Genomic DNA, 21,526 nt, shown 5'->3' on the forward strand with positions numbered 1-21,526 from the left:
TAAATAATTCTATATTTATTGAGGAATGAAAAACAAAAAAATTTTAAGAATACCTAGGGAGGGCAATATATATTTTATTTACCTTTGAAAAAATGCGGATTTATTTTCAATGTGAAAGTATAAGGTAAATAATTCTATATTTATTGAGGAATGAAAAACAAAAAAATTTCCTTGGATAATACCTAGGGGGGGCAATGTATATGGTTGCGTTTGCAAAAGGATTTATGCAATGATAGCAAGAATGTGGAAATCTAAGTGGCAGTTGTTGATTCTATTATTTTCACTTATAGTTAGTGTTTATTTCGCTAGTTTAATAAAAGAATATCCTGAGATGGGTATATCTGTAAAAAAAGATTCTAACCAATATGTTATATATGACTTATCAAAATATAGTTGGGCAGGAAAAAGGGATTTCCAAATAGGAGATATTATAGAAAAAATTGATGACGAGTCACCATCTAAACATTTTACAGTTGGATCGTATCATTCAATTGAACAAGCGAAAAAAATCACATTAAATAGGAATGGGGAAATAAAAGAGTATGAGATAAAATATACACCTTATAGTAAGCAATTATTTTATCATTTGTTCATTCCAGTTGGGTTTTATGTAGTATGTTTTTTGATGGCATTCTATCTTTTAATGTTTGTTCCTGAAATGAATCGTAGTACCACTAATCTAGTATATTTTTTAATTTCTCTTGGTGTGAACTTTATTAGTATTATGGCTGTTGAAAGAGATGATATATTCTCTTTTATTGTGGCTTCAATTGCATTAGTATGTTCATTTACTTTTTTTATTCGGTTCATGATGTTATATTTTTTGAATAATCAAATAAAGTTTTTAATACCAAAGCAATCAAAAGTTTTAAATGCAATATCGATATTCCTTATTATAGTGAGTATTTTTGTATATATAGAACATAATGAATGGGCGAATTTGTTTACGATCATTTTAAGTTTGATATTATTTTGTTGTACAGTATACCTTTTAGTAAGATTTTATTTTAAAAGTAAAAATAGTAGTTACATTAAATATTTAAAAATTATTATTATTAGTTTTTTTGTGTCGGCAACCCCATTTGTTTGTTTATATTTAATTCCAAATTTATATTATGGAGAAGAGTTTATAAGCAGTGAAACAACGGGGATTTTCTTTTTATTTATCCCAGTGTGCTTGTTTTATTTAGTAATTGCAGGGAAGTTGTTTAATTTTAGATTTATTATTCAGCGACTACCGCATTATATTATTTTATCTGTAGGGATTAACATATTTTTGGCAGTATTAACTATGGTAATTTTTGAAGAGAGTGAGGCAAGTCTATTAGAGTGGATAAAATTTAGAGTTATTGCTATTATTATCTGTATTTGTTTTTTATATATTAAGGATTATATAGATTTTAAGTTGAGAAAAAGTTTATATCATCATCAAAAAAATTATCAATTCAGTTTGCATCGATTTTTACATCAAGCAAAAAATGAATATAAACTATCAAATTTAATTTATAGTATGCGAAGAGAGATAGCGGATATTTTAAAACTTGAAGAGACGTGCTGCGTAGAAATAAATAAAATTGAGAAGTCTGTCCGTGTTTTGGATAGTGAATATGTTCCGCACCGGACGATAGAAATGGTATTTAATCATCAACTAGATACCTACAAGGTTGGTTCCATCGTACAGTTAGAAAAACACTTTGGATTTGTTTTATCTGCTTCAGCAGAAAAAATGCTTATTTTATTGTGTAATTATAATGGAAAAGAAAATTTAAATGTAGATGAAGTAGTTTGGATTGAAACATTATGTAATTATGCAGATTTATTATTAGAGTGTTCTAATCAAATTGAAGACCTATTAAAGCAATTACAGGAGATAAAAAGTTTAGAGCAACCACCTATGTGGTTGGCGAGACTTATGTTCAAACTATCAGAAAAAGAACGAACAAATCTTGCAAGTGATATACATGATGGAGTTTTGCAAGATCAAATACGTTTAACTAGAAAATTTGAAAGTTATAATGAACGTGTTAAAGATGAGGAAATGAAAGATATACTTAATGAAATATATGAAGAACTATTAGATCATATTTATACAATTCGTGAAACGTGTAATAATTTGAGGCCACCATTTTTATATGAGTTAGGTTTAAAACAAGCACTACTGAATTTATTTAAGCAAATTAATTTAAAAGCGACCTTTTTCTTCTACTATGATATTGCTGAAAGAATTGTTGTTCCTAGTATTGAACATGAACAAGCGATTTATCGAATTATACAAGAACTATTAAACAACGCAATGAAACATTCAAAAGCGACAAATGTAACGATAAGATTATTTCACAAAAACGATCACCTATATTTAACTTATGTAGATAATGGGGTAGGTGTTAAGTTAGATGAAGTAAACCATTCTTACAACACGTTAGGCTTGTCTGGAATTGTCACTAGGATACAAAGCCTAAATGGAGAGATGTCTGTTGAATCAAAACCTAATCTCGGTTTGCAAATACTTATTAAATTTAAAGATAATTAGCTTCTGAAAAGTCGTCAGGTGATAGGGTGATTTTGTGTGTAATGATATTGAAAGGGTGAGAATATGATTTCAATACTTGTAGTAGATGACCATGTTGCAGTAGGATTAGGGACGAAGGCGTTAATTGAAAAATACGATGAGATGAATGTAGATGTAGTGCATAATAGTATAGAAGTAGAAAAAATAATTAAGAATCAAAAATATGATGTTTACTTAATTGATTTACAAATGCCGAATATAAACGGTTTAGAGTTATCTAAGAAAATATTAAAGATACATTCAGAGGCATCGATCCTTATTTTTACAGGATTTGATGTATTTGCACATTATAATTTGCTAATAAATAATGGGATTCTTGGTGTATTGAGTAAAACTTCTTCTGAGGAGCAAGTGATAAATGCAATACACCATGCAGTGAAAAAAGAAGTTGTTTTACCTTATCAATTAGTTAGGCAATTGAGAATAACAGAAAATATATCAAATATAAGCATAGAAGATGGACCCGAAAGGGCAGTATCTTTAAATGAAGAAGAGAAAAAAATCCTAGTTGAAGTAAGTAAGGGGAAAACAAATAGAGAGCTTGCCGAAATATTAAATTTAAGTCAAAGGTCGGTAGAATATAAATTAACTGACATATTTCATAAGTTACAGGTGTCATCAAGGATGGAAGCAGTACAAAAGGCGCAAGAACTAGGGATTATTTATACTTTAACAATATGAAGCAATTAGGATTGGTTATATGTGTATAAGTGTAACTTGTTTATGAAAGAGAAAGATTTATATAAAACAAAATAAGGTTTATTTCGCTAGGCATAAGCTCAATATAATATTGGTTTATGCCTTTTTTATTTATGTGATATGGATAATTTTTGGTTTTTCGCACGGCTTCCCGCAAAAATAAATGCGTTCCCCCGTGCGTACTTTTCGTTTATGTATTTCAAGAAAATGGTTAACATTATATGTAGAGTTGAAAACTTAGTTGTCTTACTTAATGGATATAGACTAAAAAAGATAAATTGAAGTATTTAATTATATGTGTTTTAAGTACTTTAGTGAATAAAGAAAGGAGGAAAATGAAGATATTGAATAAAAGAAAAAAAATAGGGCGTATTTGTTTAGCAAGTACGATTATTTTTACACAATTAAGTACATTAGATGCTTTATCAAGTACAGCTTATGCAATTGAAGATAATCAAGAAATAAAATTATTGTTACAATCTGAAAAGAATAAAGCGCAGGTAGATGAAGAAATAGTATTAAGAATAATGGAATTGAAAAAAACTGGTGACAAAGTTGAGATTGTAGTGCCAGAAGGTATGGAATTTGATGAAGAGGCGACTAAACTATTGAATGAACGAAATGGCACGTCTGAAAGAATTCGTTTAATAGAAAATGCGGTAATTCAAATTGAGAAAAATTCACAAAGTAAAGCTTTAGATGTAGTACGTTTGTCGGTGAAAGGAAAAAGGCCTGGAACTTATAAATTCGAGACGAAGCTAAAGCAAGGGAATCAAGAAGTTCAATCGAAAATAAATCCAATAGTATATATTACTGAAAATCCAATGGTGAAAGGGACTTCTGAAGAGAAGAAGTCTGACATCATTCATCAAAGTGATAAAGAAGAAAAAAGCGAAAAAAATGTAGAAATCCATAATGAAGAAGGCACTGGGCTAAAAGAAGTAAGCTCTGAAGAAAGCAAAGAAAATGTCGTGAAACAGAAAGAAACAACTCAAGCAGAAATAGAAAAAATAATTGATTCAGAAAAAACACATGTTGAAGAAGTGAAAAATGAAGAAAAAGCGTCTAATGAAAAAGCGACTATAGAAAAGGTAGAAGAGCGCTTAGAGAATCAGGAAGTTAAACATGCTGTAGTAAATGGCACAGTAGATGTTTATGATGATAAAACATTTAGAGAAGCGTTGAATGATAAGAGTGTTTCAAAGATTAACATCAAAAACGACTTTACTGTAAATCACCCTGCATATGGTTTTCTCACTTTTCCAGTTAGATCAGATTTGGTGATTGAAGGAAATGGTCATACTGTTGACTTTGGAGGGCTATGTGGGGTTTTCACAGCTACTGTGGCGAATAAAATGAATCTTACTATACGAAATATAAACATTCTTGGAAGTAACTATTATGGACCGTTTCGGATGGATGCACCTCCGAATTCTAACTCTGCTTTTATAAAATATGAAAACTTGAGTTATATAGGACCGCAGTTAACGTGTTCTTATAATGCGGATGTTATATTTGCTGGTAAGCTGAATGTTCAATCGGTTGAAAAATACACGTCATTAGACGGAAAATCTATTCCAACTATCGGTACAGATACACAGCAAAATGTTGAAGCGACAAATGTGAAATTTCTTGAAGGTACTCATTATACTGGTAGCACTAAAAAATCAGCAGTATTTGGGCTATTTAATGGTGGAACAGTAGATGTAGGGAAAGATGCCATTATTGATGTTTCAGCATCTGATACTGGCGGAGAAAATCCGCAGGCAGTAATTGTAACGCAAGGGCAGTTTATAATCCATGACGGTGCAAAAGTTAACGTGAATACAACTTCAACTAGCAATCGAGGCGGAATACGTGTTGAAGGAACAAATTCGGGGATTACTGTAAAAAAGAATGCAGAGTTGATCATTAATACAAAAGGTAATCTAGGTTACAATGCGCTTTATCTAGGACCAAGTGCAAATCTTAAAGTTGCTGATAGTGCGAAATTAACTGTGAAATCAGAAAACACATCAACTTCTACACAAGCAAGTGTATATGCAGGGAATGGAAGCTCTTTTATAATTGGTGAAAAATCAACGTTCGATGTACATTCCGATGGAACTGGATCAAAAAACCTTATTTATATTGGTACAAATGCAAAGTTCCAATTCGCAAATGCTGAAAGAGTAAATTTGGCATTAGATAATTCTCATGCATCAAGTAGGCTAATTTATATGTATGGCGTAAGTGGAGTATTAGATGTAGATGTACAGCGTGTAAAAGCTTGGAAAAATGGTGTGTCAATCGATGATGATGATAAACCAAGTTACATCTGGAATCCGATGTATGGAATGCAGGTTAAATATAATTATAGTGACGTTAGAGAAGCAGTAGGGAATTCATTAACTGAAAAAGTACAAAATGATTTCCGAGAAAACTTCCGAACGCAAAACTTTAAAAGAGTACTATTTGAATATATTCCAAATGTAGCAGTTTCTATTGATGAATTAACAGATAATCAGAATAAAGAAAACAGTCATATTATTACGGGTGTTACAAATCCAGGTGCGTTAGTGCGTTTATCAGGAGACGATGCAATTCCAAGTCCAACAATTGATTCTTCTGATATAAATATTTCTGAAAAGTATCACGTAGTTGCTGATAGTGAAGGGAAATATTCATTTACTTTGCCTAAAGGGAAATATTTAACGGCTGGAAATACAGTAAAAGCTTTCTCGTATTTAAATGGTAAATTTGCTGAGTCAAAAACAATTGTTAAGGATGAAACAGCTCCAGAAAAGCCTATTCTTGAGGAACCAATTAAAGATATATCCGAAAAGTTTCAAGGAAAAGCTGAACCAAATTCATTCGTACATATTTATAGTGAGGATGTGCTAATTGGATCGGTGAAAGCAGATGCTAACGGAGTATATACATTTGTAATACCAGAAGAGAAAAGACCTTTAGTTCCTGGAACTAAATATTATGCAACAGCTACAGATGCAGCAGGAAACGTAAGTGAGAAATCTGATCTCGTTAGCGTGAAAGATACAATGCCACCGACAGCTAGTCCGGTTACTCAAGTAATCAAAATTGGGGATGATTTATCGGATAATGCGAAAGATTATGTAACGAATGTAAATGATAATGCAGGTATTTCTGATAGTAATCTTTCTTACAAAGTTACGAAAAAACCAGATGTATCGAAAATAGGATATGTTGAAGCTGAAGTTACAATAACGGATGCGGCTGGAAACGCAACGAAAGTGATTGTTCCTGTATTCATAAAAGATGATCAGGTTACGATTGGAAATGAAGCTGCCATACAGGCGAGGGATTTTGTATCTGTTGTAGATGATGTGCCGACAGATGTGGAACAGTTAAAGCAGTTTATATTGAAAGAAGCAGAAGTGAAGGCGTGGGAACTTCCAGGCGGAGCTGATGTTACGAAGGAAGTTCAAATTGTAGATATAGGTGGTTTAACAAATCAAATTGGTGATTACACTGTAACTTTAAAAGTTAAAGATGTTGAAAGAAAGATTAAAGTAAGTGTAATTGGTGGGAATCTTGAGCTAATTGATGTGCCACAAAGTATTTCGTTTGGTAATGTAAAAGTTCAATCAAGGGAGAAAGTCTTTAACCGTAACGGTATGAAAGGAAAATTAATTGTTTCTGATAAACGTAAAGATAAGACTGAGTGGCAAGTTTATGTAAAGCAAACAAGCCCATTAATGAATACGGACAATGATATATTACCTGATTCGATTGTATATAGTACAAATGGTATTGATACCGTATTAAATGAACAGTCTTACTTAGTTACTACTCATACTTCAACGAATAATGAAGATGTTTCGTTTGATTGGAAGGATGACGAAGGGATTCGCTTACGGGTTACTTCAGGTCCAAATATAAAAGTAAATAAGAGCTATAAAGGTGAGCTTGAATGGACGTTAACGAATGCTCCAATTTAAAGTGAAATATCTAGAAGCTAGAATGTAGATATTAAATTTAGAAAGGAGATAGTGTAATGGTGAAGAAATACGTCCTATTACTGATGATACTAGTAGTACCGGTGTTTCTCTTTTATGAAGAAGTATTGGCAAATAGTATGAATTCAAAAGCAGGAATTACTTTTTCAAATAGTTATAATCCGTCAGAAATTGAGGATCCATTGATTCCAGATGGATCTAAAATAGTCGTCAATATATCAGACGACCGGATTACTAATAAGGTGTTGCCAAAAACAGGCGGACAAACCTCACTTATTTTGCAGTATGCAGGGGTAGGTTTATTGATAGCAGCCTGTATAACATTATTTCAAACTAGGAAAATAGAAACAAAAGTTTCTATTAAATAAATTAATTTAGTGGAGGTAAATGATGAAATTAACAAAATTAGCATTAGCAGGAGCGGTATCACTTGCAGCGCTTGCAGGGGGAACACAAGCATTTGCAGAAGAAGCAGCTTCAATGAAGTCTGTAACGGATGTAATCTTTACAGAAAATGAAGGTATTACGGGACCGGTTGATCCAACGAACCCAGATGAAGTAGTTGAGCCGATTGAAGATCCAGAAAATCCAGACGATACACATGAGCCAGGAACCAATGGACCGTTAAGTATTGATTATGTATCTAATTTCCATTTCGGAAAACAATCGATTTCTGGTCATGATAAAGTTTACTATGCTGAGTTAGAAAATGTAAAAACAGCATCAGGACAAACAAAAAAAGTGCCAAATTATGTACAAATCACAGATAACCGTGGTACAAACGTAGGGTGGAAACTGACGGTAAAACAAGATGATCAATTTACAACTGCAGACGGTAAAAAGTTGGATGGTGCTGAGATTAAATTAATGAATTCAGTTGTAAACTCTGCAACAGATAAAAAATACGCGCCAACGGCAAAACCTGTAACGTTAAATCCAGACGGATCAGCACAAGATGTAACGAGTGCACAACAAGGTCAAGGTATGGGAACATGGACAACTGCATATGGTCAAGATATTGAACAAGCTAAAAACAGTGTTAGTTTATCTGTACCAGGTACAACAGAAAAGGTAAAAGATGCAAAGTATAAAACGACATTAACTTGGACTTTAGAGGATACACCGAAATAATTTCTGAATATTGAAAATGAAAAATAACGTAAAAGGAGAACTAATATGAAATTTACAAAAGTAGCAGTAGTAGGAGCATTCGCATTAACAACATTAGCGGGAGGAACATCAGCTTTCGCAGAAAAAGATGGTGGAACGTTAAATTCAAAAGCTTTTATTCAGTTTGAAAAAAATACAGATACGGTAGATCCAATTAATCCAATTAATCCGGATGAAGTAGTAGAGCCAATTGTAGATCCAGAAAATCCAGATGATACACATGAGCCAGGAACCAACGGCCCGTTAAGTATCGACTATGTATCTAACTTTAATTTTGACAAACAAAAAGCATCTGGTAATAACGAGGTGTACTATGCAAAATTAGATAATGTGAAAAATAAAAAAACAGGTGCTGAAAGTGAAGTTCCAAACTTTGTACAAGTAACAGATAATCGTGGTACAAATGCAGGGTGGAAATTAACAGTAAAACAAAACGATCAATTTACAACTGCAGATGCTAAAGAGTTAACGGGAGCTACTTTAACGCTGAAGAACGGTACGTTAAATTCCGCAGCTGGTACTAAGGCACCAACAGCTGCACAAAATATCGCTTTAACTCCAGGTCAAGCTTTTGATGTTGCGACAGCCCAAGAAGAAGAAGGTATGGGAACATGGACGAATTCGTTCGGTGAATCAGTAAAAGATGGCGAGAAGAGCGTTGAGTTAAGTGTACCGGGTAAAACGAAAAAAGAACAAGCTCAGTACACAACTTCTCTAACTTGGGAATTAAAAGACGCACCAATGTAATAGAAGCATTTAAGAGAAATAACGAAAGAGATAAAGCTGTTTTTCAGTCTTTATCTCTTTCGTTTGTATATTAAACTATGGAATATGTGAGGAATATAGTATGAAATATGTAAAGAAAATTATGAGTTTTTTATTGGCTGTAGCGATTTGTATAACTGTTTTTAATGTGAAAGTAGAAGCAGCTGAAATGAAATTTGCGGTAACCGCGGTCATTCCAGAAAATCAAGTGGATAAAAACCAAACATATTTTGATTTGAAGATGGAACCAGGACAAAAACAAACGCTGCAAGTACAAATGAAAAATGATACAGATAAAGAAGTAGAAGTAGAGACATATGCGAATACCGCAATTACAAATAATAATGGAATCACTGATTACAGTGTAGTGAATCCAGAGTTTGATACTACATTAAAGACACCATTTTCAAAAATTGCTAAAGTACAAAAGGAGACAAAAATTCCAGCGAAAAGTACAGTAGTAGTAAATGTGAATATTGAAATGCCTACAGAATCATATGATGGTGTGATTTTAGGTGGTTTATACTTTAAAGAAAAAGAAGATGAAAAAGATAAGAAAAAATCAGAAGGTGTGCAAATCAAAAATAAGTATGCATATGCTATCGGTGTTGTATTAAGAGAAACGGATGCAGAAGTAAAACCAGATATGAAATTAAATGAAGTAAAACCAGGTCAAGTGAATGCGCGTAATGTAGTGACAGCGAATTTACAAAATATAAAACCAGCAATGTTAAAGAATTTAAGCGTAGATGCAAAGGTATACACTGAAAAAGGTAAAGATATACTACATGAAACGAAAAAAGAAAATTTAAGAATGGCACCAAATTCTAACTTCGATTATGCAATTAGTTGGGACAATAAAGCTTTAGAGCCAGGAACATACCGTCTAGAAATGAAAGCAACGGACGGTGACCAGAAATGGGAGTGGACCAAAAAATTTACGATTGAAGGAAAAGAAGCACAGAAGTTAAATGATACAGCTGTAGAGGCCAAAAAGGATTATACTCTGTACTATATTATCGGTGGAATTTTATTACTTGTAGTACTACTAGTTTTAGTATTCTTGCTAGGAAGACGCTCTAAGAAAAAAGATGGCGAACAAGAATAGTAAACGATATATATTGATGATGTAAGTACTATTAAGAGAATGATAGCATGATACAAAACACTGTTAAGAAATAGTGTTTTGTATTTTTTTATAAAGTATTTGAAAGAAAGAGAATATTAGTCAGAATGGCCAATTTATAGATTCGCAAGGTCGTAAATTAACAGGTTTGAAAATTACGTGATTTTGGAAAGTGTGTATAATATACGGGTGTGAAAGAGAAGGGTATGTAATATAACAATATTATTATATGATTTTTAAAATGTGCACTGCGTTATGAATGGGAAAAGAGGGCGATACAAGATGCGAATTGGAAAAAAGGTGATAATTGTTATGATAATAGCAATTATTAATATTTCTTTATTATTTTCTAATCTCAATGTACTAGCGGTTGAGGTGTAAAAGAACCGCTAATTAATGCTATGAGGTATGTAAAGGGCAGTCAACAATATACGTTAGGTGAAACGGCTGTAGAAGTGGCTGCGTCTATTTCAACGAATAACGAACCGACTGAAGTAGCTTGGAATGAAGAAACGAATGGTATCCGATTATTTATTGAGCCTAGTCCGCTTATTAAATTTGTTATGGAATATAAAGGAAAGTTAGAGTGGGTGTTAGCAGATGTGCCGATATAACGCGGTATTCACGCAAGAAAAAATGCGTGAATGCGAGAGGAATGTTCGGTGATATAAATGGAAGAATATAGTATAGTTACATTAAAGGCAAAATAAACTCGCGAGGACTAGCAGCTTAATATATTGCCTTTTATTAGGGTGTCTAGTCGTATTCAAGTATATACTAATTCATAACAATCAATATAAAGAAAATTATTTGAAAGACAGTCAATTATTTTAAGACACGGTAAAAAATTGCTGTAATAAGTTATTAGTATTGCATTGTTAAAAGAGTAATTTAGGGTTGAGTTACTCCAATTGATAAAAATCCTATACTTTGTCAATATAGTGATTTTATCGTCCATTATTTGTTGTTATTTTGCGTTTGTTGTTTTTGCTTGGGCCTCCTTTAAGGAGGCCTTTTTTTATGAGAACGGATGAAGTGCATCCTTACACATAATAAAGCCTCTTTAAAATCCCCATATGTTGGTGAATATTTTAAAGAGGAATGTATGATCTAACATGTATTATCACTTAATGAAATACTCAGTTTTAATGTTCTTTTCCTTCAAAAACTTTTCAATTTCTTTTTGCTTCCTACCATTAGCTTTCTCAAAGCGCTTTGTAAAAGAGAAATCAGTTTTGAATAAGTTACCATCTTGAGCGAGTTTGTCTAATTCTTGATCTAGTTCTACTGAAAGTGCTGTAGATGATGAAATAAATTCATATATTTCTTTTGAAGGCTTTTTGTAATCATCAGGGATTGTATTGTTACTAATAAAATTATGGAAGTTTGTATCATTTTGTTTCGCTAATTCTATTAGTTTTTGTAATTTTTCTCGGTCAGATTCAGTGATATTTTCATCGGATGTAGTGGATGAAAGTGGAACGATATTTTCGTCTAACTCTCCGCTATAATTTAAATAACTTTTTATATTTTGTTTCATTTCGTCTTCACTAATATTTTCATTTTTCTTTGAGGAACTAAATATATTTTCTGGAACTTTAATAGCAACATCTTTAATAGATTGTACATCGTTTTCTTCCTTAGGTTGTACACTGTTTGAACAAGCTGATAGAAATAACATTGTAAGTAACATGAGTGGGTATAAAATATAATTTTTCATCTTAATCTCCTTTTGCATTAGTGTCGTTGCAAAATAGCTACATTCCATTTCAAATACTTAACTAAAGCTACGTATAGATGTTTTATTATTTGATAACATATGACTGATATTAGTAAGCCGATGCAAAAAGCTATGAATACATTGTAAACATCGGAATAACTGATTTGATGAAACCCTTTAAAGAATCCTAACCCTATTAATAATATAGGCGAAATAATTAATAACGGTGTAGCAATTATAAGTGCTAGAAGAAGCGGTAATAGAAAGAGTAATACGAAAAAGGCGATAATGATAAATATAAAGTTTAAAACACTTAAGCTCATAACAGAAAACAGTGCTTTCATAATGTTTTTTAGGCTGCGCCTATTGTCAGCGTTGCTTATTGCATATGAAACGTTAAGTTCTTTAGCGATAGTTTTAGGGTTTCCTAGTTTTTTAGAAATTTCCTCTTCAGATATTCCATCTTGTTTACCACTAATAAAATGAGTTTCGTACTCCGAGATAATATCCTCCTTTTCTAAAATAGGCATATTCCGTAGGGAAGAACTAAGTTGCTCTAAAAATTCACTTTTGTTCATAACAATCACTTTCCTTTATAAAATGATGAATTATGGCTGAAAATCCTATCTTTTTTCTAAACAGCACACACAATCTATATCTACTTTTTGAAAGGAGATATACTAATTGTGAATAACATTCCAAATAATGGTTATTCCATTATTTACAAATATATCACTTACTATTGTTCTTTGCAAGGTACTATAAAATTTTTAATATTATAAATGGATGGAAATATTTTTGCGTATTTTTAGAAGAGATATAAAAATGTTATTTTAAGATAAACAAAAGGTTGTAAGCGCATTCTTTGGGTGTTGTCAAAATAATTTCAAATTCATATTGTTGGAAAAATAATGCATTTGTACTATAATGATAAACGATACTTCACCACGTTAATTAACTAGGTGAAATTAAAATCTTTATTACACACATTATGAAATAAAGGGTGATTAGTTTTGAGTACAGGTGTAAAAGCAAACGACGTGAAGACAAAAACAAAAGGAGCAGATCTTGTTGTTGATTGTTTAATTAAACAAGGTGTTACACATGTTTTCGGTATTCCAGGAGCAAAGATTGACTCTGTATTTGATGTATTGCAAGAAAGAGGACCAGAGTTAATCGTTTGTCGTCATGAACAAAATGCAGCATTTATGGCAGCTGCTATTGGTAGATTAACAGGGAAACCGGGCGTATGTCTTGTAACTTCAGGGCCAGGGACATCAAATTTAGCGACAGGTCTTGTTACTGCGAATGCGGAGAGTGATCCCGTTGTTGCTTTAGCTGGTGCAGTACCGCGTACGGATCGATTAAAACGTACGCATCAATCTATGGATAATGCTGCACTATTCGAACCAATCACAAAATATAGCGTAGAAGTAGAGCATCCTGATAATGTGCCAGAAGCACTTAGTAATGCATTTCGAAGTGCGACTTCCACAAATCCGGGAGCTACTTTAGTAAGTCTTCCGCAAGACGTTATGACTGCGGAAACAACTGTAGAGTCTATCGGTGCGCTTTCTAAGCCACAGCTTGGAATCGCTCCCACACATGATATTACATATGTAGTAGAAAAAATAAAATCAGCGAAATTACCAGTTATTTTACTCGGTATGAGAGCGAGCACAAATGAAGTGACGAAAGCTGTTCGTAAATTAATTGCGGATACAGAACTTCCTGTCGTTGAAACATATCAAGCAGCTGGTGCGATTTCACGTGAGTTAGAAGATCATTTCTTCGGCCGCGTTGGATTATTTCGTAACCAACCAGGTGATATTTTACTAGAAGAAGCAGACCTTGTTATTTCTATCGGTTATGATCCAATCGAGTATGATCCAAAGTTCTGGAATAAACTTGGCGACAGAACGATTATTCATCTTGACGACCATCAAGCAGATATCGACCATGATTACCAACCAGAGCGTGAATTAATTGGTGATATTGCCTTAACGGTAAATAGCATCGCGGAGAAATTACCGAAACTTGTATTAAGTACGAAATCAGAAGCGGTATTAGAACGATTACGCGCAAAATTATCAGAACAAGCAGAAGTTCCAAATCGTCCTGCAGAAGGTGTTACGCATCCACTTCAAGTGATTCGTACACTTCGTTCTTTAATTAGTGACGATACAACTGTTACATGTGACATCGGTTCCCATTCTATTTGGATGGCGAGATGTTTCCGTTCTTATGAACCACGTAGATTATTATTTAGTAACGGCATGCAAACGTTAGGTGTTGCACTTCCTTGGGCAATCGCAGCTACTTTAGTAGAACCAGGTAAAAAAGTAGTTTCCGTATCAGGTGACGGTGGTTTCTTATTCTCAGCGATGGAGTTAGAAACGGCGGTACGTTTAAATTCTCCAATCGTCCATCTTGTTTGGAGAGACGGCACATATGATATGGTTGCATTCCAACAAATGATGAAATACGGCAGAACATCAGCTACAGAGTTTGGTGATGTTGATCTTGTGAAATATGCGGAAAGTTTCGGAGCGTTAGGTCTTCGTGTTAACACGCCTGATGAATTAGAAGAGGTATTAAAAGAAGCATTAGCAGCAGATGGTCCTGTCATTATTGATATTCCAATTGACTATCGTGACAATATTAAATTAAGCGAAAAATTATTACCAAACCAATTAAACTAATGGAGGCAGATTTGAGATGACTGTTGCGCAATTAATTGATATTGATGCAAAAAAAACGAAAACGAGTAATGAAGTATATCAAACATCTACAATGCTTGCGCTATTAGATGGTATATATGATGGTGTGATTAGCTTTGAAGATTTGAAAAAACATGGTGATTTTGGCATCGGCACATTTGATCAATTAGATGGTGAAATGATTGCATTTGATAATGAATTTTATCATTTACGTTCAGACGGTTCAGCAGAAAAAGTAGAACCAGAAGAAACAACACCATTTGCTACTGTAACGTTTTTTGAAAAAGAAATGAGTTATACGGTAGAGCATCCGATGAATCGTGAAGAAGTTGAAGCGTTATTACATGAATTAATGCCAAGTAAAAACTTATTTTGCGGTATTCGAATGGACGGTACGTTCCGTGAAGTAAGAACGAGAACTGTTCCAAGACAAGAAAAACCGTATACACCGCTCGTTGAAGTGACGAAATCACAACCAATCTTTTCATTTGAAAATACAGAAGGTACGCTTGCTGGATTTTGGACACCAGATTATGCGCAAGGTATTGGTGTAGCTGGATTCCACTTACATTATATTGATGATGAAAGAAGCGGGGGTGGACATGTTTTCGACTATGTTATAGAAAACTGTACGATCCAAATTTGTCAAAAAGCTCATATGCATTTAGCACTTCCAGAAACAGCTGATTTTATGGCGGCTGAATTATCAAGAGAAAACTTAGAGGATAATATTGCAACTGCGGAAGGTGCAGAGTAAAAAGGGAAGCCAATTCGGCTTCTCTTTTATTTTGAGTTACTCCCGATATGCGGAATAATGCTCATCAGAAATAGAATAGTTCTCTTTACCAGTTAAGGCTGATACTTCTACTAATTGATGTCCAAGCCCATCCCATACTGTAACAGTATATAAGGATGACCATTTAATATTCCCACGAGCGAGTCGGAAAGAATAATAGTCGTTATCTGTTGTTACTAAAACTTTGTTATAAATAATATTTTTCGTTTTTTTATTTTGTAAAATAAGGACAAAGTCTAGTTTATCTTCTTGTTTCGGAATTTGTATTATTCTTGCTATAAACATTCCATTTGGATTTTTCTTCGTTTTATATACTTTTTCTGATTCTATTTTTAGTTCAGGTTTGCCTCTCATAGTCTCTCCCTTTACATATGTTTATTTCTTTGAAACAAACGGATGCCCGTCATAATAAAAACGCCACGGATAATGTACAGCTTCTTCTGCATAGTCGATATTAATACGAGGTCCTGCTGCTATTTTATATTGTGATGATATATGTTCATCTTTTGGGACCAGTTCAATATGCAATGTGTCACTTTGTAATGATAAGCCTCGTTCTTTTAAAGTAATTCCGAGTGCACGGCATAGTTTGCCAGGGCCGCTTGTTAAGTTTTTATATTGCGCTTTTGTAATGTCTGTTTTGTTGTAGCGCGCTAGTTTTATTTCTTCAATACCGTCTACTGGCTCAAGGGCTCGAATGAGAACACCTTGCGGGGTGCCCACTGGCGCCGTAATAACGTTAAAACAATGGTACATACCGTAAATTAAATATACGTAAGCATGCCCTGGTGCGCCAAACATAACTTCTGTGCGATCTGTCCGTCTGCCGCCGTAACTATGTGCGGCCTTATCATCTGGGCCTTTATATGCTTCTACTTCTACAATGATTCCGCTTCGCTTTATGCCGTCTACAATATGAACAAGTTTTTGCCCGAGTAATTTTTTTGCGACTTCTAACGTATCGCCTTCATAAAAAGAAGGAGGTGCCTGCATTGTACTATCTCCTTTACTAAGTGTATATGTATATAGTAAACCAAATTTTCAGTAGTAATTCTAACTCGTTCTATTTGCTACATTTATTTCATAAATTATGGATAGAGTACAACAGCGAAGAGGGGGAGTGCGACATGATTTATCGCTTACTAGCTCTTAATATAGATGGGACACTACTATACAACAATGGAAAAATTGCAAAAGGATTAAGAGAAACAATTGAATTTGTGAAAAGAAAAGATGTATACGTTACGTTATTTACGAGCCGTAATTTTCAATCCGCTCATAAAGTAGCAAAGGCGTTAAAATTAGATTCTATATTAGTGACACATGGTGGTGCTTTCGTTTCAGCAACGTTAGATAAGCCGTACGTTCAAAGAAGATTGTCTGAAGAGAAGACTTTTAACATTGTGCAAGTGTTAGAGCACTTTGATTGTAACGTACGTATTTCTCATGAACGGTTTTCGATAGGAAATCGTGAGAGAAATACACCAAACTTAATTGCGCGCACTGTATTATCAAGCGCAGATCCGTTATTTTATCCAGTTCAATTTGTAGATTCGTTAGGTGATGCGCTTCGGGACCATCCGGTAGCGGCGCCAAAAATTGATGTTCTTTTCCAAAGTAAAGGTGAAAAAGAAAGAGGACTGAACACATTAAGAAAAGCATTCCAAGATGTAGAGTATGTTGAATGTGATTCAAAACGAATAGAAATTTTACCGCAAAATGTATCAAAGTTACGTGGATTACAATTGCTTGGAGAGCATTTAAATATTTCGCTAAATGAAATGGTTGCGATTGGAGATAGTATGGAAGATTTAGAGGTTATTGAAAACGTGGGACTTGGGGTAGCGATGGGGAACGCGCCTGTAGAATTAAAGCAAGCAGCAGATTGGATCACACGTTCAAATAGTGAAAACGGTGTAGAGTATATGATTAAAGAGCATTTCCGTAAGCAATTCCCGCTTCCGTTTTTGAAGAATCATAAAAATACACCGAAACGATGACAGAAAAACGTAGCTTTTTGGCTACGTTTTTTTGTTTATCTTATTAAAAACAGTGAAAGCGTTTTAAAATATGAATTGTGTATGAAATCTATACAATTCACTTGAATCCTTTAGAAAACTAATGTAAAGTGAATGATGTTGCCAAAATAGTTACACCACATGAAATATTCTTCAGATTAATTTTATTGGGCTCCCATACGTAAAAGTATTTCCGCATGACAGTTTAGTTCACGTATTATTTCAAAAATGAATTGTAGCAATCTTATTAAGTAGTTGTAGTGTTTCTTTGTTTTATTTAAATGGATTATTTTAAGTTAATGTGAGTAAGGTTTGGTACATATGATATGTACTTCTTTTTGTGGTTTTAGGAAGTTTAAAAGGGGGAATGAATTTCTTGAGGAAATCATTTAATCAAAAAATTAAAAAGTTAAGTAGTAGTTTAATAGTTGTATTACTAATATGTATGAATTTTTTAATCCACTTACCATTTAAAGCAGAGGCAGCTACAAAAGAATTAAAGGGTTTAGGTGATGTATCTTATTACAACGCCATCATTTTTGGAGATCATAGTGCAACGAGTGCGGATATTGAAGGTGCGATGGCTGTTCAGAAAAATATGAACGCATCAAGTTATACAGTCGTAGCGGCTGCAACTGGAGCAAATAACTTAGCTGGAGCAACTTGGGTAGATGAAGGATATCCATCATTATTACTAGGCGGTCAATTTACGAAAGCGGGAGCAGGACAAGTAATTATTCAAGATGGAACAGTGGCGATGACAAAAGACGGTGACCCAGATGGCGCAATGAAAACATCATATGACCGTATCTCTTATAAAGAGCAAGCGGAGATTGATGCTAAGTTTAAAGAATTTAGAAAAGACGTTGATGGTGTAATCGGGGATGCAAGTAAACTACAGACTGATAAGCCAAAACCTAATATGAGCTTTGGCATCGGTGAAGATGTAAATAACCCTAATATTTATGTCTCTTCAGGCCAAACTGGAAAGAAAACATTTGATGTAAAAGACGTTTTTCTTCCGAATGTAGAGAATAAAGACTTTATTGTTATTTATTCAGATGCAGAAGAAGTGAGTTTTGGTGGCGGTGCAATTTTGTATGATACAAGAAATACTGGGATGGCGACGGATTTAATTAATACATCTCAAGCATACGATCCTAATTCATCTTTTACTGAGTTAGCTAGTAAGGTAATTTGGGTATTTCCTAATGCTACAAAGATAACAACTAAAGGTTATGGTGTAGTAGGTAGTGTGTTTGCACCTAATGCAGTTGTAGAAACAAAAGGTGGTTCTATTAATGGACAAGCCTATGTTGGAGGATTACACCAAAGAGATGGTTTTGAGGTTCATAACTTTAAATTTAACTGGCCAAAGTGGAATAAGCCAGCAGCTGAAAAAGGACATTTACAAATTAAAAAAGTTGATGAAAATGATGAAAACATTGTTTTAAAAGATGCAAAATTTGATGTTATAGACAAAGATAATAACGTTGTGGCTACTGTTACAACAAACGAAAAGGGTATTGCGGAAGTTAAAGATTTACCACTTGGTGACTATTTTGTAAAAGAAATAAATGCACCAGAAGGATATATAAAAGTTGATACACCAGTCAAAGTAACAATTGATAATACAAACGTAATTGAACTTGTTATGAAGAATACGAGAAAAGTAGAGAATGGCCAATTTAAATTATTGAAAAAAGATAGTGAATCTGGTCAACTTCTACCAGGTGCAAAATTTGATGTTATCGATAAAGATGGGAAAGTTGTGGAAACAATTGTTACAGATGATAAAGGTGAAGCCTTATCGAAACAACTTCCAGTTGGAAGCTATACATTAAAAGAAGTAGAAGCACCGAAAGGATATGAATTATCATCTAGTTCAGTTTCTGTTGATGTAGAGGCTAATAAAGTAGTGACTGTAGATGTGGTGAATAAAAAGATCTCCGAAAAAGTAACGGGTCAATTTGAAATCGTGAAAGTAGATGCGGAAGATAAAACGAAAGTATTATCAGATGCAGAATTCGAAGTGTATAAAGATGGTAAAAAAGTAGATACGTTACGAACAGATAAAACTGGTAAAGTAGTTTCTCAGAAATTAGAACCAGGAACATACACATTAAAAGAAACGAAAGCACCACAAGGATATAAATTGTTAAAAGAAGAAATTGAAGTCGTTGTGGAAGCAGACAAAGTAGTAGAAGTACAAATAGAAAATGCGAAAGAACTAGGAAGCTTACAAGTAATCAAAAAGGATGCAGAGAGTGGAAAAGTTCTAGCAGGTGCAGAATTTAAATTAAAGAACGAAGCTGGTCAAGTAGTTGGAGAAGCGAAAACAACGAATAAAGACGGTGTTGTGAAATTCGAAAACTTAGTGCCAGGAAAGTACACGTTAGAGGAAACGAAAGCGCCGGAAGGTTATAAAGCGCTAGAAGTGACAGTAGAAGTGAACGTTGTAGCGAACGAAGTAGTAAAACAAGAAGTCATGAATGAAAAAGTAATGGGTCAATTCGAAATCATGAAAGTAGATGCGAATGATAAAACGAAATTGTTATCAGGTGCAGAATTCGAAGTGTATAAAGATGGTAAAAAGGTAGCAGAACTAAAAACAGATGAGAGTGGAAAAGTGATGTCACCGAAATTACCGCTAGGTGAATACACAGTGAAAGAAACGAAAGCACCAGCGGGCTACAAGCTTTCAAATAAAGAATGGAAAGTAACAATTCAAAACGAGAAAGAAGTAGTAAAAGTAGAGGCAGAAAACGAAAAAATCTTAGGTTCTCTACAAATTATTAAAATGGATGATAAAGATCAAACGAAACGCTTAGCAGGCGCAGAATTTACATTGAACGATGCGAAAGGAAATGTTGTAAAAGAAGGAATTACAACAGATAAGTCTGGAACGGTTAAAGTAGACGGACTTGTGCCAGGTGAATATACGTTAGAAGAAACAAAAGCACCAGAAGGTTATGAGTTAACAAAACAAATAATTCATGTAACAGTTGACGGTGAAAAAGTTGTTGATGTAAAAGTAACGAACAGTAAGAGTCTTGGTCAATTCGAAATTGTAAAAGTAGATGCGGAAGATAAAACGAAAGTATTATCAGACGCAGAATTCGAAGTGTATAAAGATGGTAAAAAAGTAGATACGTTACGAACAGATAAAACTGGTAAAGTAGTTTCACAGAAATTAGAAACAGGAAAGTACACATTAAAAGAAACGAAAGCACCACTAGGATATAAGTTGTTAAAAGAAGAAATTGAAGTCGTTGTGGAAGCAAACAAAGTAGTAGAAGTACAAGTAGAAAACGCAAAAGAACTAGGAAGCTTACAAGTAATCAAAAAGGATGCAGAGAGTGCAAAAGTTCTAGCGGGTGCAGAATTTAAATTAAAGAACGAAGCTGGTCAAGTAGTTGAAGAAGCGAAAACAACGAATAAAGAAGGTGTTGTGAAATTCGAAAACTTAGTGCCAGGAAAGTACACGTTAGAGGAAACAAAAGCGCCAGAAGGTTATAAGGCGTTAGAAGTAACAGTAGAAGTAAATGTTATAGCGAACGAAGTAGTAAAACAAGAAGTTATGAATGAAAAAGTGAAAGAAGAAATTACAGGTCAATTAGAAATTACAAAGGTAGATGCCAATAATACAAATAAAACTTTAGCAGGCGCAGTGTTTGAAATTTGGAAAGACGGAACAAAAATCGACACATTAACAACAAACAAGAGCGGTAAAGCGACTTCTGAGAAGTTAGAACCAGGAGATTACACTTTAAAAGAAATCCAAGCGCCAGAAGGATACACTTTATCCAATAAGGAAATGAAATTTACGATTTCTAATGAAAAAATTGAAGTTGTAAAGCTTCAAATTACAAATAAAAAAGATACAGAAAAAGGTCCGGAAAAACCAGGTGAAGGAACAGAAAAGCCGGGTGAAGGAACAGAAAAACCAGGTGAAGGAACAGAGAA

At 33.8% G+C, this 21,526-nt stretch carries 16 protein-coding genes; 12 read left to right on the plus strand and 4 right to left on the minus strand.

Annotated elements, in window-relative coordinates; translation table 11 throughout:
- Positions 1-229 precede the first annotated feature (229 nt).
- The 8 genes from DN403_RS27020 (at position 230) to DN403_RS27055 (ending at position 10,920) form a co-directional block, all read left to right on the plus strand.
- A complete protein-coding gene (locus tag DN403_RS27020; protein WP_149185932.1) occupies positions 230-2,530 on the plus strand; it encodes an ATP-binding protein in 2,301 nt (766 codons plus the stop codon).
- A 63-nt stretch (positions 2,531-2,593) separates the two neighbouring features.
- The gene (locus DN403_RS27025; protein ID WP_149185933.1) at positions 2,594-3,250 is read left to right on the plus strand and encodes a response regulator transcription factor; all 657 of its coding nucleotides are present in this window, start codon (positions 2,594-2,596) and stop codon (positions 3,248-3,250) included.
- Between the two features lie 353 nt (positions 3,251-3,603).
- On the plus strand, positions 3,604-7,227 hold the full coding sequence (locus DN403_RS27030) for a pectate lyase-like adhesive domain-containing protein (protein ID WP_149185934.1): 3,624 nt from the start codon (positions 3,604-3,606) through the stop codon (positions 7,225-7,227).
- A 56-nt stretch (positions 7,228-7,283) separates the two neighbouring features.
- Entirely contained in the window at positions 7,284-7,613 is a 330-nt protein-coding gene (locus DN403_RS27035) for an LPXTG cell wall anchor domain-containing protein (protein ID WP_000239723.1), read from the plus strand.
- Between the two features lie 22 nt (positions 7,614-7,635).
- Entirely contained in the window at positions 7,636-8,376 is a 741-nt protein-coding gene (locus DN403_RS27040) for a WxL domain-containing protein (RefSeq protein WP_000778940.1), read from the plus strand.
- 45 nt (positions 8,377-8,421) lie between these two features.
- Positions 8,422-9,162: a WxL domain-containing protein gene (locus tag DN403_RS27045; protein WP_149185935.1), complete on the plus strand. Its 741-nt coding sequence runs from the start codon at positions 8,422-8,424 to the stop codon at positions 9,160-9,162.
- A gap of 100 nt (positions 9,163-9,262) precedes the next feature.
- Positions 9,263-10,288: a WxLIP family cell surface protein gene (locus tag DN403_RS27050; RefSeq protein WP_149185936.1), complete on the plus strand. Its 1,026-nt coding sequence runs from the start codon at positions 9,263-9,265 to the stop codon at positions 10,286-10,288.
- Between the two features lie 419 nt (positions 10,289-10,707).
- Positions 10,708-10,920 carry a hypothetical protein gene (locus DN403_RS27055; protein WP_106103919.1) on the plus strand — a complete coding sequence of 71 codons (213 nt, stop codon included), beginning with the start codon at positions 10,708-10,710 and terminating at the stop codon, positions 10,918-10,920.
- A gap of 509 nt (positions 10,921-11,429) precedes the next feature.
- Here the strand turns inward: DN403_RS27055 and DN403_RS27060 are convergent.
- Both DN403_RS27060 and DN403_RS27065 read right to left on the minus strand, forming a co-directional pair.
- Positions 11,430-12,026, minus strand: coding sequence for an NDxxF motif lipoprotein (locus DN403_RS27060; RefSeq protein ID WP_149185937.1), 597 nt, complete (start codon positions 12,024-12,026; stop codon positions 11,430-11,432).
- Between the two features lie 17 nt (positions 12,027-12,043).
- Complete coding sequence (locus tag DN403_RS27065; protein WP_086398156.1) at positions 12,044-12,604, minus strand: HAAS signaling domain-containing protein; 561 nt, start codon at positions 12,602-12,604, stop codon at positions 12,044-12,046.
- 435 nt (positions 12,605-13,039) lie between these two features.
- On the opposite strand from DN403_RS27065, the gene alsS reads away from it, so the two are divergent.
- Positions 13,040-14,728: an acetolactate synthase AlsS gene (alsS, locus tag DN403_RS27070; protein ID WP_149185938.1), complete on the plus strand. Its 1,689-nt coding sequence runs from the start codon at positions 13,040-13,042 to the stop codon at positions 14,726-14,728.
- 16 nt (positions 14,729-14,744) lie between these two features.
- Positions 14,745-15,503 carry an alpha-acetolactate decarboxylase gene (gene alsD / locus DN403_RS27075; protein WP_149185939.1) on the plus strand — a complete coding sequence of 253 codons (759 nt, stop codon included), beginning with the start codon at positions 14,745-14,747 and terminating at the stop codon, positions 15,501-15,503.
- A gap of 36 nt (positions 15,504-15,539) precedes the next feature.
- On the opposite strand, the gene DN403_RS27080 is transcribed toward alsD, so the two are convergent.
- Both DN403_RS27080 and DN403_RS27085 read right to left on the minus strand, forming a co-directional pair.
- Positions 15,540-15,896, minus strand: coding sequence for a hypothetical protein (locus tag DN403_RS27080; protein WP_149185940.1), 357 nt, complete (start codon positions 15,894-15,896; stop codon positions 15,540-15,542).
- A 21-nt stretch (positions 15,897-15,917) separates the two neighbouring features.
- A complete protein-coding gene (locus DN403_RS27085) occupies positions 15,918-16,535 on the minus strand; it encodes a DNA-3-methyladenine glycosylase (protein ID WP_001148792.1) in 618 nt (205 codons plus the stop codon).
- A 134-nt stretch (positions 16,536-16,669) separates the two neighbouring features.
- On the opposite strand from DN403_RS27085, the gene DN403_RS27090 reads away from it, so the two are divergent.
- Together DN403_RS27090 and DN403_RS27095 are read left to right on the plus strand one after the other, a co-directional pair.
- Positions 16,670-17,542 (plus strand): Cof-type HAD-IIB family hydrolase, encoded by an 873-nt coding sequence (locus DN403_RS27090; RefSeq protein ID WP_000640419.1) that lies wholly within the window; start codon positions 16,670-16,672, stop codon positions 17,540-17,542.
- 394 nt (positions 17,543-17,936) lie between these two features.
- Positions 17,937-21,526: MSCRAMM family protein (locus tag DN403_RS27095; RefSeq protein WP_149185941.1), on the plus strand; the 3,590-nt coding region annotated here is incomplete at its 3' end.

Source organism: Bacillus sp. AY2-1 (genome assembly GCF_008368965.1).
GTDB lineage: Bacteria > Bacillota > Bacilli > Bacillales > Bacillaceae_G > Bacillus_A > Bacillus_A thuringiensis_S.